The organism is Acinetobacter sp. AND/436, from assembly GCF_049546925.1.
Lineage (GTDB): Bacteria > Pseudomonadota > Gammaproteobacteria > Pseudomonadales > Moraxellaceae > Acinetobacter > Acinetobacter indicus.
Map to the genome: position 1 here is coordinate 41,890 of NZ_JBMXBO010000002.1, position 19,396 is coordinate 61,285.

17 protein-coding genes and 3 tRNA genes are annotated in these 19,396 nt (G+C 45.5%); 9 read left to right on the forward strand and 11 right to left on the reverse strand.

The window, feature by feature from the left end; genetic code table 11:
• Window positions 1–37: 37 nt before the first annotated feature.
• The 4 genes from ACPEPR_RS01975 to carA form a co-directional block, all read right to left on the reverse strand.
• Window positions 38–1,474 carry a cryptochrome/photolyase family protein gene (locus ACPEPR_RS01975; RefSeq protein WP_423561859.1) on the reverse strand — a complete coding sequence of 479 codons (1,437 nt, stop codon included), beginning with the start codon at window positions 1,472–1,474 and terminating at the stop codon, window positions 38–40.
• A 132-nt stretch (window positions 1,475–1,606) separates the two neighbouring features.
• Entirely contained in the window at window positions 1,607–2,083 is a 477-nt protein-coding gene (greA, locus tag ACPEPR_RS01980) for a transcription elongation factor GreA (protein ID WP_016659940.1), read from the reverse strand.
• A 92-nt stretch (window positions 2,084–2,175) separates the two neighbouring features.
• Window positions 2,176–5,406 carry a carbamoyl-phosphate synthase large subunit gene (carB, locus tag ACPEPR_RS01985; RefSeq protein ID WP_005176308.1) on the reverse strand — a complete coding sequence of 1,077 codons (3,231 nt, stop codon included), beginning with the start codon at window positions 5,404–5,406 and terminating at the stop codon, window positions 2,176–2,178.
• Between the two features lie 14 nt (window positions 5,407–5,420).
• Window positions 5,421–6,560 (reverse strand): glutamine-hydrolyzing carbamoyl-phosphate synthase small subunit, encoded by a 1,140-nt coding sequence (gene carA, locus ACPEPR_RS01990; protein WP_005176309.1) that lies wholly within the window; start codon window positions 6,558–6,560, stop codon window positions 5,421–5,423.
• Between the two features lie 310 nt (window positions 6,561–6,870).
• On the opposite strand from carA, the gene ACPEPR_RS01995 reads away from it, so the two are divergent.
• Window positions 6,871–7,362, forward strand: coding sequence for a hypothetical protein (locus ACPEPR_RS01995; RefSeq protein WP_423561860.1), 492 nt, complete (start codon window positions 6,871–6,873; stop codon window positions 7,360–7,362).
• A gap of 95 nt (window positions 7,363–7,457) precedes the next feature.
• On the opposite strand, the gene ACPEPR_RS02000 is transcribed toward ACPEPR_RS01995, so the two are convergent.
• Together ACPEPR_RS02000 and yhbY are read right to left on the reverse strand one after the other, a co-directional pair.
• Window positions 7,458–7,997: a DOMON-like domain-containing protein gene (locus ACPEPR_RS02000; RefSeq protein ID WP_075167187.1), complete on the reverse strand. Its 540-nt coding sequence runs from the start codon at window positions 7,995–7,997 to the stop codon at window positions 7,458–7,460.
• A 9-nt stretch (window positions 7,998–8,006) separates the two neighbouring features.
• The gene (gene yhbY, locus ACPEPR_RS02005; RefSeq protein WP_005176314.1) at window positions 8,007–8,330 is read right to left on the reverse strand and encodes a ribosome assembly RNA-binding protein YhbY; all 324 of its coding nucleotides are present in this window, start codon (window positions 8,328–8,330) and stop codon (window positions 8,007–8,009) included.
• A gap of 196 nt (window positions 8,331–8,526) precedes the next feature.
• On the opposite strand from yhbY, the gene rlmE reads away from it, so the two are divergent.
• The 5 genes from rlmE (at window position 8,527) to ACPEPR_RS02030 (ending at window position 13,595) form a co-directional block, all read left to right on the forward strand.
• Window positions 8,527–9,177 (forward strand): 23S rRNA (uridine(2552)-2'-O)-methyltransferase RlmE, encoded by a 651-nt coding sequence (gene rlmE, locus ACPEPR_RS02010; RefSeq protein ID WP_005176316.1) that lies wholly within the window; start codon window positions 8,527–8,529, stop codon window positions 9,175–9,177.
• A 134-nt stretch (window positions 9,178–9,311) separates the two neighbouring features.
• Entirely contained in the window at window positions 9,312–11,201 is a 1,890-nt protein-coding gene (gene ftsH / locus ACPEPR_RS02015) for an ATP-dependent zinc metalloprotease FtsH (protein ID WP_005176319.1), read from the forward strand.
• A 259-nt stretch (window positions 11,202–11,460) separates the two neighbouring features.
• The gene (locus tag ACPEPR_RS02020; protein ID WP_016659947.1) at window positions 11,461–12,114 is read left to right on the forward strand and encodes a YitT family protein; all 654 of its coding nucleotides are present in this window, start codon (window positions 11,461–11,463) and stop codon (window positions 12,112–12,114) included.
• A gap of 188 nt (window positions 12,115–12,302) precedes the next feature.
• Window positions 12,303–13,154, forward strand: coding sequence for a dihydropteroate synthase (gene folP / locus ACPEPR_RS02025; RefSeq protein WP_423561861.1), 852 nt, complete (start codon window positions 12,303–12,305; stop codon window positions 13,152–13,154).
• Between the two features lie 126 nt (window positions 13,155–13,280).
• Window positions 13,281–13,595, forward strand: a complete 315-nt coding sequence (locus ACPEPR_RS02030; RefSeq protein ID WP_205779573.1) for a DUF5713 family protein — start codon at window positions 13,281–13,283, stop codon at window positions 13,593–13,595.
• A 363-nt stretch (window positions 13,596–13,958) separates the two neighbouring features.
• Here ACPEPR_RS02030 and ACPEPR_RS02035 read toward each other — a convergent pair.
• Window positions 13,959–14,044 (reverse strand) — tRNA-Leu (locus ACPEPR_RS02035).
• Window positions 14,045–14,243: 199 nt separating this feature from the next.
• On the opposite strand from ACPEPR_RS02035, the gene ACPEPR_RS02040 reads away from it, so the two are divergent.
• Window positions 14,244–16,013: an alkaline phosphatase D family protein gene (locus tag ACPEPR_RS02040; RefSeq protein WP_423561862.1), complete on the forward strand. Its 1,770-nt coding sequence runs from the start codon at window positions 14,244–14,246 to the stop codon at window positions 16,011–16,013.
• A 39-nt stretch (window positions 16,014–16,052) separates the two neighbouring features.
• Here ACPEPR_RS02040 and ACPEPR_RS02045 read toward each other — a convergent pair whose 3' ends face one another.
• The 3 genes from ACPEPR_RS02045 to ACPEPR_RS02055 form a co-directional block, all read right to left on the reverse strand.
• Window positions 16,053–16,784 (reverse strand): hypothetical protein, encoded by a 732-nt coding sequence (locus tag ACPEPR_RS02045; protein ID WP_168381646.1) that lies wholly within the window; start codon window positions 16,782–16,784, stop codon window positions 16,053–16,055.
• Window positions 16,785–16,875: 91 nt separating this feature from the next.
• Window positions 16,876–16,961 (reverse strand) — tRNA-Leu (locus ACPEPR_RS02050).
• A gap of 14 nt (window positions 16,962–16,975) precedes the next feature.
• Window positions 16,976–17,049: transfer RNA gene (locus tag ACPEPR_RS02055), tRNA-Cys, on the reverse strand.
• Window positions 17,050–17,202: 153 nt separating this feature from the next.
• On the opposite strand from ACPEPR_RS02055, the gene folD reads away from it, so the two are divergent.
• Window positions 17,203–18,051 carry a bifunctional methylenetetrahydrofolate dehydrogenase/methenyltetrahydrofolate cyclohydrolase FolD gene (gene folD, locus ACPEPR_RS02060; protein ID WP_005176331.1) on the forward strand — a complete coding sequence of 283 codons (849 nt, stop codon included), beginning with the start codon at window positions 17,203–17,205 and terminating at the stop codon, window positions 18,049–18,051.
• A gap of 201 nt (window positions 18,052–18,252) precedes the next feature.
• A complete protein-coding gene (locus ACPEPR_RS02065; RefSeq protein WP_034597408.1) occupies window positions 18,253–18,921 on the forward strand; it encodes a class I SAM-dependent methyltransferase in 669 nt (222 codons plus the stop codon).
• A gap of 30 nt (window positions 18,922–18,951) precedes the next feature.
• Here the strand turns inward: ACPEPR_RS02065 and ACPEPR_RS02070 are convergent, their stop codons facing one another.
• On the reverse strand, window positions 18,952–19,386 hold the full coding sequence (locus ACPEPR_RS02070; RefSeq protein ID WP_005176335.1) for a hypothetical protein: 435 nt from the start codon (window positions 19,384–19,386) through the stop codon (window positions 18,952–18,954).
• Window positions 19,387–19,396: the final 10 nt, after the last annotated feature.

The window sequence follows — 19,396 nt, forward strand, 5'->3', positions numbered from 1 at the left end:
CAATCAAAGAACAAGCGTAACGCCATTATAGCCGAAGTTAACTCAAATGCTTAAAGGCCTCAATTGCACGAACACGACTGCTTTTTAAATCTACAATCGGCTTTGGATAATCCAATTTTAGTTGTGGATTTTTCGCATAAGGTTCGTGAATTTGTTTCGCATTTAAATGTGAAATTTCAGGTACCCATTGACGAATATAATCGCCATTTGCATCAAACTTTTGCGACTGACTTACAGGGTTGAAAATACGGAAATACGGTGCAGCATCTGTTCCTGTAGAGGCACACCACTGCCATCCACCGTTATTGGCAGCTAAATCACTATCAATTAAATGCTGCATAAACCATGATTCGCCTAAACGCCAATCTATCAGTAAATTTTTGCTTAAAAACATCGCGCAAATCATACGAACACGGTTATGCATCCAACCCGTTGCAAGTAACTGTCGCATGCCAGCATCTACAATTGGGATACCTGTTTGCCCATGCTGCCAAGCCTGTAAATCTTCAGGAGCATTGCGCCATACAATGCGTTGAGTGTCTAATTTAAATGGTAAGTTTTTCGATACGCGAGGGTAGTCGAATAAAATATGCTGATAAAACTCACGCCAAAGGAGTTCATTTAACCAAATTTGTTGCCCATTGTTTTTAAATTCCATACAGCCGTGACTGTGGCGAAACAAAGCTTGTAAACATTGGCGAATAGAAAGAATGCCAATATTTAAATAAGCTGCAAGTTTACTCGTGCTATTCAAATTCGGGAAATCACGTTCAATATGATAATACTCAACTTGATTTTCAATAAACTCATCTAAAAGTTCCCAAGCATGATGCTCACCAATTTGCCAAAGATTCTGTAGGTTTTCGCTGATTACTTTTTCTTCTGAATCTGAGTAAATATCACTTAATTGTGGAACTTCTCTTGTAAAGTCATTGTGCTGTGGAATTGGTTTTTGAACCTCAATAGTTGGGTAGCATTGTGGCAAGCTTATGCTGAGTTTCTCATAGCATTGCTTTTTAAATGCACCAAATACTTGATATGGATGACCAGTTTTATTACGAATGCTTCCAACAGGGAAAATAGTTCGGTCATGATACAACTCAAAACGAATATTATTCTTTTCTAATAGCTGTTGAGTTTGAGCATCGCGTTTTAATTCATTTACACCCAATTCTATATCGGCATGAACAGCTTGAATATTATGATTTTGGCATAAGCTTAATAATTGATTTGGCAGGTCTTTCCATAATGGAATAGTTAAAATAACAAGTGGAATATTTAACGTGGCAAGTTCATTTTTTAGATGATTCAGTTGTCTTAAATAGAAGTCAATTTTAATTAGCGCATCATTGTGCACTTGCCATTGTTTTGGCGATAGCACGACTAAGGCAATGCAAGGGCCAGCTTCGCGAGTATGCCAAAGAGCTGCATGATCATGAATTCTTAAATCTTGACGGAACCAAATAAGCTGCATTTTAAAATTTATAGAAAAATATTGACTATTAAAGCATATACATTTGCTGTAATTTTTTCGTGAACTTTTGTTTGAAAGATAATAAAAAAACCCCTCAGAAGAGGGGCTTTGGGATGTCAAACCATCTAAGGATTAGATGTATTCAACGCTGACGATTTCGTACTCAACTTCACCTTGTGGTGTTACAATTTTTGCTTCATCGCCTTCATTTTTACCTAAAAGACCACGAGCAATAGGAGAGTTCACAGAGATTTTATTAATTTTAAAATCTGCTTCATCATCACCTACAATTTTGTAAGTTTTACGTTCTTCTGTGTCAAGGTTTTCAATGGTTACTGTTACCCCAAATACAACACGACCATTTTGCTCAAGTTCTTTTACATCAATGACTTGGCAAGCACCGAGTTTACCTTCGATGTCTTGAATACGCCCCTCACAGAAACCTTGCTGCTCACGTGCTGCATGATACTCTGCATTTTCTTTTAGGTCGCCGTGTTCACGTGCTTCTGCAATCGCAGCAGTAATACGTGGGCGTTCAACAGTTTTTAACTGGTGTAATTCTTTCTCTAAGGCGACTTTGCCTTCAGGAGTCATAGGATAACGTTGCATTGTTGTCCCTCAAGTTGAATATTAGAAAAATACAGCTCTATAAATGAAAAAAAGCCCGCCACCGAGAGGTGACGGGACTTCTCGGTAGACAATTAACCTTTGCTTAAATCTTGCAAACGATAAACATCCATCGGCAATTTAATGGCTAACGCTTGGCATACCGCATCGGCACCATTCAGGGTAGTCGTATGATAGACCTTACCTTGCAGGGCAGAACGGCGGATTGAGAATGAATCCTGCTGCGCTTGTTTGCCTTCAGTGGTATTGATAATGAGGTGAATTTCGCCATTTTTCAAGCGGTCCACAATATTCGGACGACCTTCAGTTACTTTATTCACACGTTCACATTCAATTCCTGCGGCTTTGATCACATCATAAGTACCGCCGGTAGCGATAATTTTGAAGCCAAAGTCTGCAAGCTGTTTGGCAATACCTGCTGCACGTGGTTTATCAGAATCACGTACCGAAATGAATGCATGCTTGATTTCGCCTTCGGTTGGCAAACCTGGTAAGCGTTCATTCGAGCCTAACACAGCTTTGTAGAATGCTTCACCAAAAGTTTTACCCACACCCATCACTTCGCCTGTCGATTTCATTTCAGGGCCAAGGATTGGGTCAACGCCCGGGAATTTGTTGAATGGGAACACCGCTTCTTTAACAGAGAAGTGTTCAGGAATAATCTCTGTCGTGAAGCCTTGTGACTCCAGAGATTGACCTGCCATACAACGTGCTGCAATTTTCGCTAAAGATTCACCGATACACTTAGATACGAACGGCACGGTACGAGATGCACGTGGGTTCACTTCTAAGATGTAAACGTCATCACCTTTCACCGCGAACTGTACGTTCATTAAACCGATAACGCCCAGCTCTTTGGCCATGGCTACGGTTTGACGACGCATTTCGTCCTGTACTTCGTTTGATAACGAGTAAGGTGGAATCGAACATGCAGAGTCACCTGAGTGAATACCCGCCTGTTCAATGTGCTGCATGATCCCGCCGATCACTACATCTTTACCGTCAGATACGCAGTCTACGTCAACTTCAATCGCATCATCCAGGAAGCGGTCAAGAAGAACAGGGGCATCATTCGACGCCTGAACGGCATCACGTAAGTAACGCTTCAATTCTTCTTCGTTGTACACGATTTCCATCGCACGGCCACCTAGTACGTATGATGGACGTACCACCAGTGGATAGCCCACTTTCGCCGCTTCAGCAATACCTTCTTCAGCCGATTTTACGATGCTGTTGTTTGGTTGACGCAGTTGCAGACGTTGAATCATTTGCTGGAAACGTTCACGGTCTTCGGCACGGTCAATCGCATCTGGAGATGTACCAATGATTGGTGCACCAGCCTCTTCTAACGCACGCGCCAGTTTCAGCGGTGTTTGACCACCGTACTGTACGATAATGCCTTTAGGCTTCTCGGTACGCACGATTTCAAGCACATCTTCCAAAGTAATTGGTTCGAAGTACAGACGATCTGAGGTGTCATAGTCAGTAGAAACCGTTTCAGGGTTACAGTTCACCATGATGGTTTCATAACCGTCTTCACGCATCGCAAGCGCCGCGTGTACACAGCAGTAATCGAATTCGATACCCTGACCAATACGGTTAGGACCACCACCGATGACCATGATCTTGTCTTTCGCAGATGGATTCGATTCACATTCATCATCGTAAGTTGAATACATATAAGCGGTATCAGATTCGAATTCTGCTGCACATGTATCCACACGTTTGTAAACCGGAGTCACGCCCAGGTTCCAGCGGTGTTTACGGAATTGCTTTTGTGAAATACCCATCAGGTTGGCAATACGCAGATCCGATAAACCTTTGCGTTTGAACGCACGGATGTTGTCTGCGTTTAAATCACCGAAACCTAAAGTTTTGATCTGGTTTTCAGTATTGATGATGTCTTCAATCTGAATCAGGAACCAGCGGTCAATTTTGGTCGCTTCAAATACTTCATCTAAAGTGAAGCCATGACGGAAGGCATCCGCTACGTACCAGATACGCTCTGGGCCTGGAACTTTAAGTTCTTGCAGGATTTTCTCGCGCGCACCTTCAGTACCCACTTCGATTTTTTCATCAAAACCAGAAGCACCGACTTCTAGACCACGAAGGGCTTTGTTGACAGATTCCTGGAAGTTACGGCCAATTGCCATCACTTCACCCACAGATTTCATCTGAGTTGTCAGTGTTGCATCTGCTTGCGGGAATTTTTCGAAGTTGAAACGTGGAACCTTGGTTACAACGTAGTCAATTGATGGCTCGAACGATGCAGGAGTTGTACCGCCAGTGATGTCGTTTTTCAGCTCATCCAGGGTATAACCCACTGCCAGTTTCGCTGCGATTTTCGCAATCGGGAAACCTGTTGCTTTAGACGCAAGGGCAGATGAACGCGATACACGCGGGTTCATTTCAATGATAACCATACGGCCATCTTTCGGGTTAATACCGAACTGAACGTTAGAACCACCGGTTTCTACACCAATTTCACGCAGTACCGCTAAAGACGCGTTACGCATGAGTTGATATTCTTTGTCGGTCAATGTTTGTGCCGGAGCAACTGTGATGGAGTCACCAGTATGCACGCCCATTGGGTCAAAGTTTTCGATTGAACAGACGATAATACAGTTGTCGTTTTTGTCACGAACAACTTCCATCTCGTATTCTTTCCAGCCAATGAGTGATTCATCAATCAATAACTGGTGAGTCGGAGACAGGTCGAAACCACGTTCACAGATTTCAAGGAATTCTTCGCGGTTGTACGCGATACCGCCACCAGAACCACCCATGGTGAATGATGGACGAATAATCACAGGGAAACCGAAGCGCGCCTGAATGTCCAGCGCTTCTTCCATAGATTCCGCAATCGCAGCTTTTGGACATTCCAGACCAATTTTACGCATTGCTTCGTCAAACAGTTTACGGTCTTCTGCTTTTTCAATCGCTTCTTTAGTCGCGCCAATCAGCTCAACATTGTATTTTTCTAAAATACCGTTGGCATCCAGAGCAAGGGCACAGTTTAGTGCAGTCTGGCCGCCCATGGTTGGTAAAACTGCATCTGGACGTTCTTTTTCAATGATCGCTGCAACGGTTTGCCAGGTGATTGGCTCGATATAGGTTGCATCCGCCATTGCCGGGTCAGTCATAATGGTCGCAGGGTTCGAGTTCACCAGAATGACGCGGTAACCTTCTTCACGCAGCGCTTTACAGGCTTGAGCACCCGAGTAGTCAAACTCACAGGCCTGACCGATAACAATAGGACCAGCACCAATAATTAAGATGCTTTTAATATCCGTACGCTTTGGCATTATTTGCTCCTTAATTACTTCTTAGCTGCTTCAAGAAGTTCGATGAAATGATCGAACAGTGGGGCACAGTCGTGTGGACCTGGGCTGGCTTCAGGGTGACCCTGGAAGCTGAATGCCGGCTTGTCTGTACGGTGGATACCCTGGTTAGTACCATCGAACAGTGAACGGTGGGTAACACGCAAGACTGCTGGCAGGTTGCTTTCATCCACTGCGAAGCCGTGGTTTTGCGAGGTAATCATCACTGTACCATCTTCGATGTTTTGTACAGGATGGTTGGCACCGTGGTGACCGTGCGCCATTTTCATGGTTTTTGCGCCAGAAGCCAGAGCAAGAATCTGGTGACCTAAACAGATACCAAACACAGGGAGATTGGTGGTTTCAACAATAGTTTTTACAGCTTCAATTGCATAATCACAAGCAGCTGGGTCGCCAGGGCCGTTCGACAGGAACACGCCATCTGGATTTAACGCAAGTACGTCAGCAGCAGGGGTTTGTGCAGGCACAACGGTCAGTTTACAGCCGCGGTCTGCCAGCATACGCAGGATGTTGGTTTTGACACCGTAGTCGTATGCAACCACATGGAATTTAAGTTCAGGTTGAGTAAAGCCTTTGCCAAGTTCCCATGAGCCTTCGGTCCATTCAAAACCGTTCGGGTCACAGCATTCTTTTGCAAGGTCTAAACCGTTTAAGCCGCCAAATGCACGTGCTTTTGCAATTGCTTCTTCTTCAGTGATATTTTCACCAGCCAGAATACAACCGTTTTGCGCACCTTTTGCACGTAAAATACGAGTCAGTTTACGCGTGTCGATATCGGCAATGGCAACCACATTGTGTTGCTTCAGGTAATCCGCTAAAGACTGTGTAGAACGGAAGTTGCTATGCAATAAAGGCAGATCACGAATGATTAATCCGTTGGCCCATACTTTATGAATACGACCAGATTCTGCGTCTTCTTCATTACAACCTGTGTTACCAATATGCGGGTAAGTTAAAGTCACAAGTTGCTGTGCATAACTCGGGTCAGTCAAAATTTCTTGATAGCCAGTCATGGCAGTGTTAAAAACGACTTCACCAGTCGTACTACCCGATGCACCGATTGACGTTCCTTTGAAGATCGTACCGTCGGCAAGGGCTAAAATGGCGGGGGTGCTCAAACCAAAGCTCCTGAAATTTAGGCTGTAAAAAAGCGAGTAGACGAAAAAAAAGGAAGGCTACTATACAACCTACCCTCCTCACATCTGCTCGCTTGAACTTAACAGCGCATTATACGCACCAACTCTGAAAAAGTCCACGTTCTTGAAGCGGAATATCCAATAAAAAAGTATTCTTTTGGTGCAAAAGCATGTTTGTCACGCAATGTCACAGAAATGTAAGCATTTAATAATTGTCTAACAAATCAAAACTTAAATTTTATCTGTTTCTACTATGCTGTGGTCTTTCATAATAACAGGCGGGTGAACGGCAATGACAGCAGAACAAAAACAGCCAGCGGCTAAAAACTCCTTAAAAGACGTGGTGGCAGAAGGCACTGAAAAGCTTGAACAGGCAGCGCAAGAGGCCAAGCAGCAGGTTACTGAAGCAGTCGGGGAGACCCAGGAAAAACTGCAGACCGAAGCGAAAAAATTTAATGGCAGCGTGCAGGAGCAGCTCAGTCAGCTCAAGAAAGAGCTGCTACAGAAAATTGAATCGCTCAAGGGGCATTTTGGCAGCTCACAAAAAGATCTTGGTGAACTAAAAGAGTTCGTGAAAACCGAGTTTAATGTAGTGATTGAAGATTTGAATAAAATTGGCAAAGAGCTTAAAGCTGATGTCAGCCAGATTTCAGTCAAGCATAAAGACCAGTTAACTGAAACCTTCAAGCGCTCCAAAGAACATACCTTGGAAACCTGGAAAAAAGTTGTACCAGCAAAAGAGGCGGCACCCGCTTCTGAAACCGACACCACCCTTAAAAGCTAAGGCGTGTTGTAGCGGGTGCGTGCGATGCAGGCAATAAAAAAGTGAGGTCATGTGCCTCACTTTTTTTATACTGCGTTTTAGTTCAGACATAATGCCTAGAACTGATGCAGCCAATCGCGCTTGTTATGAAAATCGGCCTGTGGGCTGCTGTGCTGCATGGCGTAATAGTGTTCACCTTCAGAAGTGTTTAACACGGCAGTTAAACCAATGAACAGATCCGACCACTTTAATTTATGCTTGGCCATGAATTCGCCCAAGTCCAGACTGACATTCAGTCCATAATGGGTGCGTTTCAGCTGGTTGAGCTCAATATCATAGGCGGCTTGCGGCGGCATATCTTCCGGATAGCGATATTCCTCAAACTGATAGGCCTGCCAGGCTTGAGATGGAGAAAGATTAATTTCACGATAAAAATCTTCCCCATGAACCCCAATAAACACTTCAAAACAGGTGTTCTGCCAGAGAAAATCCTGACGCGGATGCGCAGACACCAGATCGGGCCACTGCACATACTGGTTCGGATCACGCAGCCAGTAACCAATATTCAGGTTAAACGGGCTTTGCTGCTCAATCGCCCCGACCAGGGAGATGGCCTGAAAACGGCGATCAAAAGCACTCAGTTCATAACTTGCCATAAGGAAAAATTATTTTGCCAGATGCGCGTGACGAACCAGGTTCGATAATTTTGGATTTTGCGGTTTGGCTTTTTTATACAGCAGGGCAATTTTACCAATGGTCTGTACCACTTCTGCACCAGTCGCTTCTGCAATTGCCTCAATTACAGCTGCACGTGCTTCACGGTCTTCACCGCCAATTTTCACTTTAATCAGTTCGTGGTCGTTTAACGCACGCGTGGTTTCTTCAATGACATTTTCAGTAAGCCCTTGTCCGCCAATCATCACAACCGGATTGAGTGCATGACCGATTTGACGTAAACGCTTGCGTTCCTGAATAGATAAAGCCGCCATAAAAATAACCTGATTTTAAAAACGGCTTAGTATAGCAAATCCCAATTTGAAACGCTGTAAAATCTGCGCAAATAATCGATGCAAATAATAGAAAAAATCACACCCTCTACGTCCATTTAACTACACATCTGTACTGCAAGCGCGGCAATTTTCACGTACAATTATAAATTAGAAGGTTTTTAATATTTAGAGAGTTATGGCAACACGCATTACCAACCAGAAATTATCCAAAAGTAGTCGTGCGTGGATGAGAGAGCACCTGGATGACCCTTTCGTGAAAAAAGCCCAGAAGGAAGGTTATCGTGCGCGTGCTGCGTATAAACTGCTAGAGATTCAGGAAAAATATAAAATTATCAAACCCGGCATGACGGTGGTCGATCTGGGTGCTGCGCCCGGCAGCTGGTCGCAAATTGCCGGCAAACTGGTCGGTGACAAAGGGCTGGTGATTGCATCGGATATTTTGCCTATGGATGCCTTACCAGATGTGACCTTCCTGCAAGGTGACTTCCGTGAGGAAGAAGTTTTTGAAAAATTGTTAAATATTTTAAATGGCCGGACTGTAGACGTTGTAATTTCCGATATGGCCCCCAATACATCAGGTAATAGAGCAGTAGATCAGCCACGACAAATCTATTTATGTGAACTGGCTTTGGACTTTGCGCAAAAAGTGCTGGGGCCAAACGGACAGTTTGTTGTGAAGGTGTTCCAGGGTTCTGGCTTCGATGAATTTCGCAAACAGGTCGTCGACAGCTTCGATGTATTAAAGACTGCAAAACCGGCAGCTTCTCGTGCACGTTCGAAAGAAGTGTTTTTGATCGGACAGGGCCGGAAGAAGGCATTCAAATAAAGTTTACTTGCCAAGCCGTTAAAAATTGTGCATTTTGTACGTTTTTAAGAGTTTTGTAGGCTGATCTTCAGCTTTAACATTAAGGTCACCCTGTAAAGGGCATGATCAAATTAGATTGATATGGGAATAAAGCTTTGAGCGATCTCTTCAAGAATGCCGTATTGTGGCTAATTATACTTGGTGTACTGATTCTGATTTTCAGTAACATCAATGGCAGTGATAAGCCAACGTCAATGAACTATTCCGAGTTCGTTGCGGCGGTGGATGCTGGTCAAATTAAAAAAGTTACAATTGATGGCGAAAGAATTAGTGGTGAAAAAGCCAATGGCTCACCATTTGAAAGTATTCGTCCGGCGGTTCAAGATCCTGAACTCATGCCGAGCCTCATTGAAAACAACGTTGTTGTTGAAGGTACTGCACCTCAACGTCAAGGTTTGTTGATGCAACTACTCATTGCTAGTTTCCCTGTACTTTTAATCATTTTGTTATTCATGTTCTTTATGCGCAACATGGGTGGCGGTGCAGGTGGTAAAAACGGCCCAATGAGCTTTGGTAAGTCCAAAGCGAAAATGCTGTCTGAAGACCAGATTAAAGTAACCTTTGCCGATGTTGCAGGTTGTGATGAAGCCAAACAGGAAGTAGTAGAAATTGTCGACTTCCTGAAAGATCCGGCCAAATTTAAACGTTTGGGTGCAACCATTCCGAAAGGCGTGTTAATGGTTGGTCCTCCGGGTACCGGTAAAACTTTGCTGGCAAAAGCCATTGCTGGCGAAGCTAAAGTGCCATTCTTCAGTATTTCAGGTTCTGACTTCGTAGAAATGTTCGTGGGTGTGGGCGCCTCTCGTGTCCGTGACATGTTCGAGCAGGCGAAACGCCACGCGCCATGTATTATCTTTATTGATGAGATTGATGCGGTCGGTCGTCACCGTGGTTCAGGTACTGGTGGTGGTCACGATGAGCGTGAGCAGACCTTAAACCAGATGCTGGTCGAAATGGACGGTTTTGAAGGCAACGAAGGTATTATCGTCATTGCCGCAACCAACCGTGCCGATGTACTGGATAAAGCTTTATTACGTCCAGGTCGTTTTGACCGTCAGGTGATGGTGGGCTTACCCGATATTAAAGGTCGTGAGCAAATCTTGAATGTTCACCTGAAAAAATTGCCTTCAACCACAGGTGTGGATGTAAAAGTCCTTGCACGTGGTACACCGGGCTTCTCGGGTGCACAGTTGGCCAACTTGGTGAACGAAGCAGCGCTATTTGCTGCACGTCGTAACAAGAACACGGTCGACATGCATGACTTTGAAGACGCCAAAGACAAGCTGTACATGGGTCCTGAACGTAAATCAATGGTGATTCGTGAAGAAGAACGTCGTGCGACGGCTTATCATGAAGCAGGCCATGCCATTGTGGCGGAAATGCTGCCGGGTACGGATCCTGTGCATAAAGTTACGATTATGCCGCGTGGTTGGGCGCTGGGTGTAACCTGGCAGTTGCCTGAGTTTGATCAGACCAGCCATTACAAAGACAAGATGCTGAAAGAAATTTCAATCCTGTTTGGTGGTCGTATTGCTGAAGAAATTTTCATTAATCAGCAGTCTACCGGTGCATCGAACGACTTTGAGCGTGCAACCAAAATGGCGCGTGCCATGGTGACCAAATACGGTATGTCGGACAAACTAGGTGTGATGGTTTATGAAGATGATTCACAGCAATCCTTCATGGGCAGCCTGGGTAGCCGGACCATTTCTGAAGCGACGCAGCTGGAAGTGGACCGTGAAGTGCGCCGCATTCTGGATGAGCAATATAAAGTGGCCTGGGATATCCTGGAAAACAACAAAGATATTGCCCATGCTATGGTAAAAGCGCTGATGGATTGGGAAACCATTGATCGTGAGCAGATTCGTGACATTATGGAAGGTCGTGAACCACAGCCACCAAAAGTATATGTTGCAGAAAATCCGGTGATTGATGTAACTCCAAGCAATGGTCCAAGCACACCACCACCATTGCCAGCCAACTAAGAATATTTTAAGAAAACCACCTTCGGGTGGTTTTTTTATGCATGAAATTTGCATGTATTTATGGGTACCTGACCCAATTGGTTAGATGAAAGGTCTATGCAAGCCATAAACCCGGACAGGAGAAAAGACAACAATTAAAGATTGTAGAAATTTTTATCCTTTGTCATATTAAAAACGCAATAAAAATACCACGTGCCATAAGCACACACATGCTATTCACCACAGACCACAAGTACAGGGTGAACAGGGGATTCTCAACATGAATAACCAATCTAATCCAAGCGCGCTAAAAGCTGCACCTCTACCATCGATGCATCCGCTTAAACATAGTTATATGGATGACAGCCTAGCACTGTTCTCAGGAACGCTGTTTGTCGGAATTACCCTGATTCTGTATGAACAGGCAGGTCTGCTGACCGGGAGTACCGCAGGGATTGCTTTTGTGCTGCACTATGCAACTGGCTGGTCGTTTAGTTTGCTGTATTTCCTGATTAATCTGCCATTTTACTGGTTTGCGTGGCGCAGGTTGGGCAAAAGCTTCACACTAAAAACCTTTATTTGCGTGGCCTTACTTTCTTTATTGACCTATATTGTGCCGCAATATCTGGACATTCATTATTTGCATCCACTTTTTGCCGCCATTGCCGGTGGCTTAATGCTGGGAACTGGTATTCTGTTTTTGGCCCGGCATCAATCGAGTTTGGGCGGCGCCACCATCTTGTCGCTGTATTTGCAAGACAAAGCTGGCATCAGTGCCGGTAAAGTACAAATGGCCATTGATTGTGTGGTCGTTGCATTGGCCTTTGGGGTAATGCCGTATCAGCAGGTGTTGTGGTCTATCTTGGCAGCGGTGATTATGGGTATCTTTTTGGCCCTCAATCATCGGCCGGGGCGTTATCAGGGTCAGTCATAATCTCCTGTCTTTAATAGGGGATCTATCAGCTGTTTTGTCGGACGAAAAAAATGATCCCTTTTGTGAAATTAAGCCGACTGTCCAAGCTGTTGCAATATGCAAATAAGCCGCAGTTTGACATCTAAGGCTTTACTTTACTGAATTATCCATAAGACAATATTTGCCTTATTGTGAATGAGGAGAAAAACATGCAGCTGATGCCATTACCGCAGCGTCAATGGAGCTTTGGAGCTTTAACTTTGGATCTGTCTCAGCCGCATGTGATGGGAATTTTGAATGTAACCCCGGACTCGTTTAGTGACGGGGGGCAGCACAATGAAAAAGAGCAGGCGATTGCCCGTGCCAAACAGATGATTGCTGAAGGTGCCACCGTCATTGATGTGGGGGGTGAATCGACCCGTCCCGGCGCAGCGGTGGTGGAAATTGAGGAAGAAATCCGCCGGGTGGTGCCTGTGGTCGAGGAGCTGGCCAAACTGGATGTGGTGATTTCAAGTGATACTTCACAGCCGGAAGTGATTCGTGCGGCAGTAGCGGCCGGTGCACATATCTGGAATGATGTGCGGGCTTTAACCCGTCCTCAGGCGCTGGAAACCGCAGCTGAATTAAATATTCCGGTGATCATCATGCATATGCGCGGTGAGCCAACCACCATGAATAATCTGGATCAATATGAAGATGTCACTACAGATGTTATTCGTGAACTCTCGCAACGGGTTCAGGATGCACTGGATGCCGGGGTCAAGGCTGAAAACATTATGATTGATCCGGGCTTTGGTTTTGCCAAAAATGCCCAGCAAAATCTGCAATTGCTAAATGAGTTCCATAAACTGACTGACATGGGTTATCCAATTTTATCTGCCTTGTCGCGTAAACGTTTTATTGGCAGTGTGCTGGATGCCGCAGAGCCACAGCAACGTGCAGTTGGTTCAGCCACTGCGCATTTGCTGAGTATTCAGCAGGGTGCCTGTATGGTGCGCGCGCATGATGTGAAAGCTACCGCCGATGCCATTAAAATCTGGCAGGCGATGCAATTGGCTTAAGGGCTGCTCTATACCAGCCTGCTTTATATCATATAGGTATTCAAATCTCGCTCAGTTTGGCTTTTCAGGGGCTTTGTGCTATATAGCCTGTCTTGAATTTGACCTTTTGTAGTTTTGAGTGCCTGTATGTTTACAGATTTACTTCTCCCCATGTTTGACGATGACTATTATCCCGATATTCTGGTCGCTGAAATCAAACAGTCCATTGAACAGTTTGCGAAAAAAATCGCCAAGCCGAATTTGTCCGAGGCTGACATTTATCACTTCGCGCATGAAACGGTAAACGTCATCAACAAGATGAAACCACAATTTGAAGATCTGGATTCATCACTGGATGATACTGCGGCAGATTATATTGCCGAAGCGATGATGATGGTGCTGCAAGATGCTGGCTATTTCGAGCTGGAAATGGAAGAACTGGTATCGAATCGAGAGTGGTAAGCCGCTCTCTTTTTTTATAATGGGGTGATCTGGGTTTGAGATGATTCTATCGCTCAATCTTACAGGGTGTACAGTAAATAGCAGCTCTGTTTCGGATATGCTTTAGTCCTCTCATCTACCTGCAAGACCTACTCAGTGTGTTACTCTGCTGTACGGGCGTTTCTTGATCATATTAAATGCTTGATTCATCGGCGGCATAAATGCTTGAAAAACAGCTTGGCAAGGTGAGTAGGGTGACCTGATATTTCATTCTTCTTTTTATATTTCTTCTCTTTCTATTCAATCTGTTTTATTAAATTTCGGGCATAAAAAAACCAGCTTGACGCTGGGTAATTTATTGCACCATTTTAAGATCTATTAAAATGGTGCCCGAGGCCAGACTCGAACTGGCACGCTTTGAGGGCGGGGGATTTTAAATCCCCTGTGTCTACCGATTTCACCACTCGGGCATGTGCGCAATAATAGAGGAGGATGGAAAACTTGGCAAGTAAATTTGCTTACAATTGCTTTCTTTTCAAGCAAATCATTGTATTAGCCTAAACTCGAAGCAGGCTGGATGTCGACTGTCATCATTTTTTCATCAAAATGAGATCAAAGCTAAACCTCGGTTTTCTAAGGTAGTGCAAATAAAAATAACAGGAAAACCGTATGACAACGCACATGAACCGTCGCGAACTGATTCAAAAAACCATTGCAGGTTTTGGGGCACTGTCTTTGCCACTCAGCTTAACTGCCTGTGGCGATGATGATCCAGAGCATTCATCTCCTGATGCGCCACAAATACAATTTTTACATGGTGTGGCCAGTGGTGACCCATTGGCAGACCGGGTGATTCTATGGACCCGTCTTAGCCCCGAAGATACGGCCATGCGTCTGGAAGTACAATGGGAAATCGCGACCGATCAGGCGTTTCAGCACATTGTAAATACGGGCAAAGTGCTGACCACACAGGCGCAGGACTTTACCGTCAAAGTTGATGCAGACGGTTTAGAAGCCAATCAGACCTATTTCTACCGTTTCCGCTATGGCGCACAAAGCTCACTGGTGGGCCAGACCAAAACCTTGCCGCTTGATACCGCTGCCGTAAAGTTTGCAGTCTGTTCTTGCTCTAACTATCCGGCCGGTTATTTCCATGTCTATAAGGAAATGGCCAAGGAAAATCTGGATGTGGTCATCCACCTGGGTGATTATATTTATGAATATGGCGCCGATGGTTATGCCACTGAAGATGCCGAAAAACTGGGACGTACCTTGGCCGCAGATAACAATCAGGAAATTATCCGTTTAGATGATTATCGCAAGCGTTATGCTCTGTATCGTGGAGATGCCGATTTGCAGGCAGTGCACCAACGTCATCCGTTTATTGTAATCTGGGATGACCACGAGCTAACCAATGACACTTGGATGGAAGGGGTGGAGAATCATCAGGACAACGAAGGTGATTTCTTTGCACGCAAGTTGGCTGCATTGCAGGCCTATTTTGAGTGGATGCCAATTCGTCCGGTCTCTGAAAATGACCATCTGAATATTTACCGCCAGTTCAATTTCGGTCAGCTGGTGCAGTTGAATATGCTGGATACGCGGGTACTAGCACGTCACAAGCAGCTGGATTATGCCCATTATTTAACCGCGACCGGTCTGGATGCCGCCCGATTTAGCGCAGATTTAACTGACACTAACCGTACCTTGCTTGGACGTACTCAGTTTGCCTGGCTGGCCCAGCAGCTGACTCAATCTCAAGCCACCTGGAATGTGCTGGGGCAACAGGTGCTGATGGCGAAAATGCTGATTCCGGCGGAAATCTTGCAGGTGCTCGGGCAAATCACCAGTGGTCAGGCAACCGTAGAGACCTTGGCCAATGTCGAGCGGATGCTGGTAGAACTGGTCACATTGAAAAGCCGTTATTTACAGGGCGATCCCACTTTAACCGCACAGGAAAAGGCCCGTATTTTGACCGTGGTGCCGTATAATCTGGATGCTTGGGATGGCTATGCTTACGAGCGTGAAGCACTGTATAGCGTATTGGGTCAACTGGGTAAAAAAGTGGTGGTGCTGGCGGGCGATACTCATAATGCCTGGTCTGCACAGCTGTATGATGCCCAGCAGAACTTTGTCGGGGTGGAGCTGGCCACCAGTTCGGTGTCCTCTCCGGGGATGGAAGAATATCTGCAGATTCCGGCGGCCAAGCTATACGAATTTGAATTTGCCTTTAATACCCTGATTGATGAGCTGAGTTATTGCAACCTGAATCAGCGAGGTTATCTGACCGTCAGCTTTACGGCAGATGAGATGCTGGCCGAGTGGAAATTCGTGAACACGGTCAAAGCAGCAGATTATCAACTGGATGATGCGCGTTATCACCGTCTGCAATACACGCCGGCTCTGGTGGAAATTAAAGACCTGCCGGCCAGTGCTTAAACCCTGTTTCTATAAAAAACCGGGATTGTCCCGGTTTTTTTATTGGCTGATTTCGTTGAGATAACTGTCCAGATCAATAAATTTAATCTGCTGCGCAAACTTGTGTTCAACCTGCATGATCTGCTGATGCAGATTGGCATATTTCATCCGCTGTACCGCCAGGTCTGCATAGCGTGCCGAACTTTTGGGATAAAAGTACATTTTTAGGTGGGTATTACGAAGCTGACGATATGACCAGTACGCTGCACGGCGAATCTGCTGCAAACAGTATTGCTGTTCTGGTGTAGCCTCATGACGAAACAGGTTTTCTTTATAAAAACGTACAAAGCCAAAACTCAGGGCAAAAAAGAACAGTATCCCTTGCAATAGCACGCTTTGCCAGTAATAGACATTCAGTGCCTGCACTAAAATCACGATCGCCAGTTTGATTGGGGTATGGCGGAGCATGCGATATAAGGCCGCTGCACTGTGTTTGAGTTGGTAAATCACATAGGGTGTCGTGAGCATCAACAGCAACATGAGCGCTAAAATTGCCATACTTTTGCTTTGTGCGGCATCAAACTGTGGCAAGTGCTGCTGAATCGCATCTGCAAAGACCATCGACAGCGGAATAAAAATCAGCAGGGCCAGCACCCAGGGGAGGATTTCTTTCCACTCATCCAGCATGCCTTTGATTTTTATTGCGCCATACAGCAGAAAATTGCGTTTAAATGCAGCCGGATGGTGTTGTTGTAGCTGTTGTAGAAAAAGCAGGGGCTGTTGTGGGGTCATGGACAGGGTCAACGCAGAAGCTAAATTGCAGGCATAAAAAAACCAGCTTGACGCTGGATTCTTTACTGCACCATTTTAAGATCTGTTAAAATGGTGCCCGAGGCCAGACTCGAACTGGCACGCTTTGAGGGCGGGGGATTTTAAATCCCCTGTGTCTACCGATTTCACCACTCGGGCATTTTTACCAAGATTGGAGGCGGAGGTCGGAATCGAACCGGCGTCCACGGAGTTGCAGTCCGCTGCATGACCACTCTGCCACCCCGCCACGTCTTGGTGATGCACATATTAGCAAGCTCTGGAAAAAAAACAATACTATAAATCGCGCATATGCACATAAATTCGGCATATGAAAGAAAATTGCCTAAATTATCATGTATTATTTGCAAAATTGATTCCTATCAACATTTGGAGATGTGCCGTGGCATTAGTTTTGGATGGTCGTGCATTAGCAAAGCAAATTGAAGCTGACTTGTTAACACGCGTAGAAGCATTAAAGGCGAAAACAGGTCGTACCCCAATTCTGGCGACTATTTTGGTAGGTGACGACGGTGCATCTGCAACTTATGTACGTATGAAAGGGAATGCCTGCCGCCGTGTCGGTATGGACTCTTTAAAAATCGAGCTTCCACAGGAAACCACCACTGAGCAGTTACTGGCTGAAATTGAAAAACTCAATGCCAATCCTGATGTACACGGTATCCTGTTACAGCATCCGGTACCGGCACAAATTGATGAGCGTGCCTGCTTCGATGCCATTTCACTTGAAAAAGATGTCGATGGTGTGACTTGTTTGGGTTATGGTCGTATGGCGATGGGTGAAGCGGCCTATGGTTCGGCAACACCAGCGGGCATCATGACTATTCTGAAAGAAAACAACATCGAAATCGCGGGTAAACATGCAGTGGTGGTTGGTCGTTCGGCTATTCTGGGTAAACCAATGTCGGCGATGCTGCTAGAAGCCAATGCAACTGTAACCACCTGTCACTCACGCACACAAAACCTGGCTGAATTCGTGAAGCAGGCAGACATTATTGTGGGCGCAGTTGGTAAAGCTGAACTGATTCAGAAAGACTGGATTAAGCCAGGTGCAGTGGTCGTTGATGCGGGCTTCCACCCACGTGAAGGCGGCGGTGTTGGTGATATCCAACTCGTTGGTATCGAAGACATCGCTTCTGCTTACACACCAGTGCCAGGTGGTGTTGGTCCGATGACGATTACAACCTTGATTCGTCAAACCGTAGAAGCGGCTGAGAAGGCTTTGGGTTAATAAATTGACCTCTCCCTGACCCTCTCTTGCGCTTCGATTTAAAAGCAGTGCTTTAAATCTTGCTCAGGAGAGGGAAAATTCATTGTAAAAATAATGGATACTCCTTCTCTTGCGCCGTATACGGCTCAGGGAGAAGGTTGGGATGAGGGTAAAACCTCTAACATCAGATTTTTGCTGAAATACATAAAGAATAAAAACCCAATGAGCTGCACCTTTCAATTTCCTAAAGCCCCTGAACATCTATTAAGTGCTTTGCATGATGTGATTCCACATTGTGAACTGCAGGCACAGCAATTGCCTGAAACACCGATTTCACTTTGGTTGATTCCGCCGGTTTTTCCCACCGATAAACTCGATGATGAAGTGATCCGCCGGATCTGGAATGATACGCCGTACTGGATTTTCTGCTGGGCCTCAGGATTGGCCATGGCGCAGTGGTTGCTGGCTGAACCACATCATGTGAAAAATAAAGTGGTGCTGGATTTTGGCGCAGGTTCAGGTGTGGTGGCGATTGCTGCCAAAATGGCAGGTGCCAAGCGGGTGATCTGCTGTGATATTGATCAGGTCAGTCTGGATGCCTGTCGGGCCAATGCCGAACTTAATGGCGTCGAGCTGGAATATCTGGATGATCTCTACAAAGCCGAGCAGGTTGATGTACTACTCGCAGCGGATGTGCTGTACGATCAATGCAACCGTTTTTTCCTGGATGAGTTTTTAAAATTTGCCCCAGAAGTGTGGGTGGCGGACAGCCGGGTGAAAAACTTTAGCCATCCCAAATATGAAAAGCTGGATGAGCGTAGTGCCACCACTTGGCCCGATTTAGATGAGTCGCCCGAATTTCGTAATGTCAGTTTTTATAAGACGCTGTAAACAGCGTCTTTTTTATTGGCTTGCAGAAGCTTAAGAGCAGGTATAGCGCACCACAGTTAAAGTGCTTGGGCGGGCAGTGAGGGCATCACGTGTGGCCGGATTTTCACTGCTGTGCAGGCCAGGGGTATTCGACAGGCTGAAGGTGGCACGGGTATCGCCAATTTGACGTCCTGGAGCAGTAAGATTATTACCGGCCGCCGGGTTGGCAATTTCATTGACGCTGAGAATATTTAATTTAAAGACTTTATTGCTGGCCAGCACTTTCTGGCAGGCACGTTGTAGGCGCTGTTCATCTAATTGCTGATTGTTGCGTGTTGCAAGGGTGTAAGCCAAGGTGGCTGTGCTGTCAGTGCGGCTTTCGATCTGATAACCGACATTGCCATTAAATTCGCGTGGCCCACTCTGGCAGGCAGTGAGCAGGGTAACCGTACAGGCAAGTCCTAAAAGTTTATAAGTATTGTTCATCGCTATTATG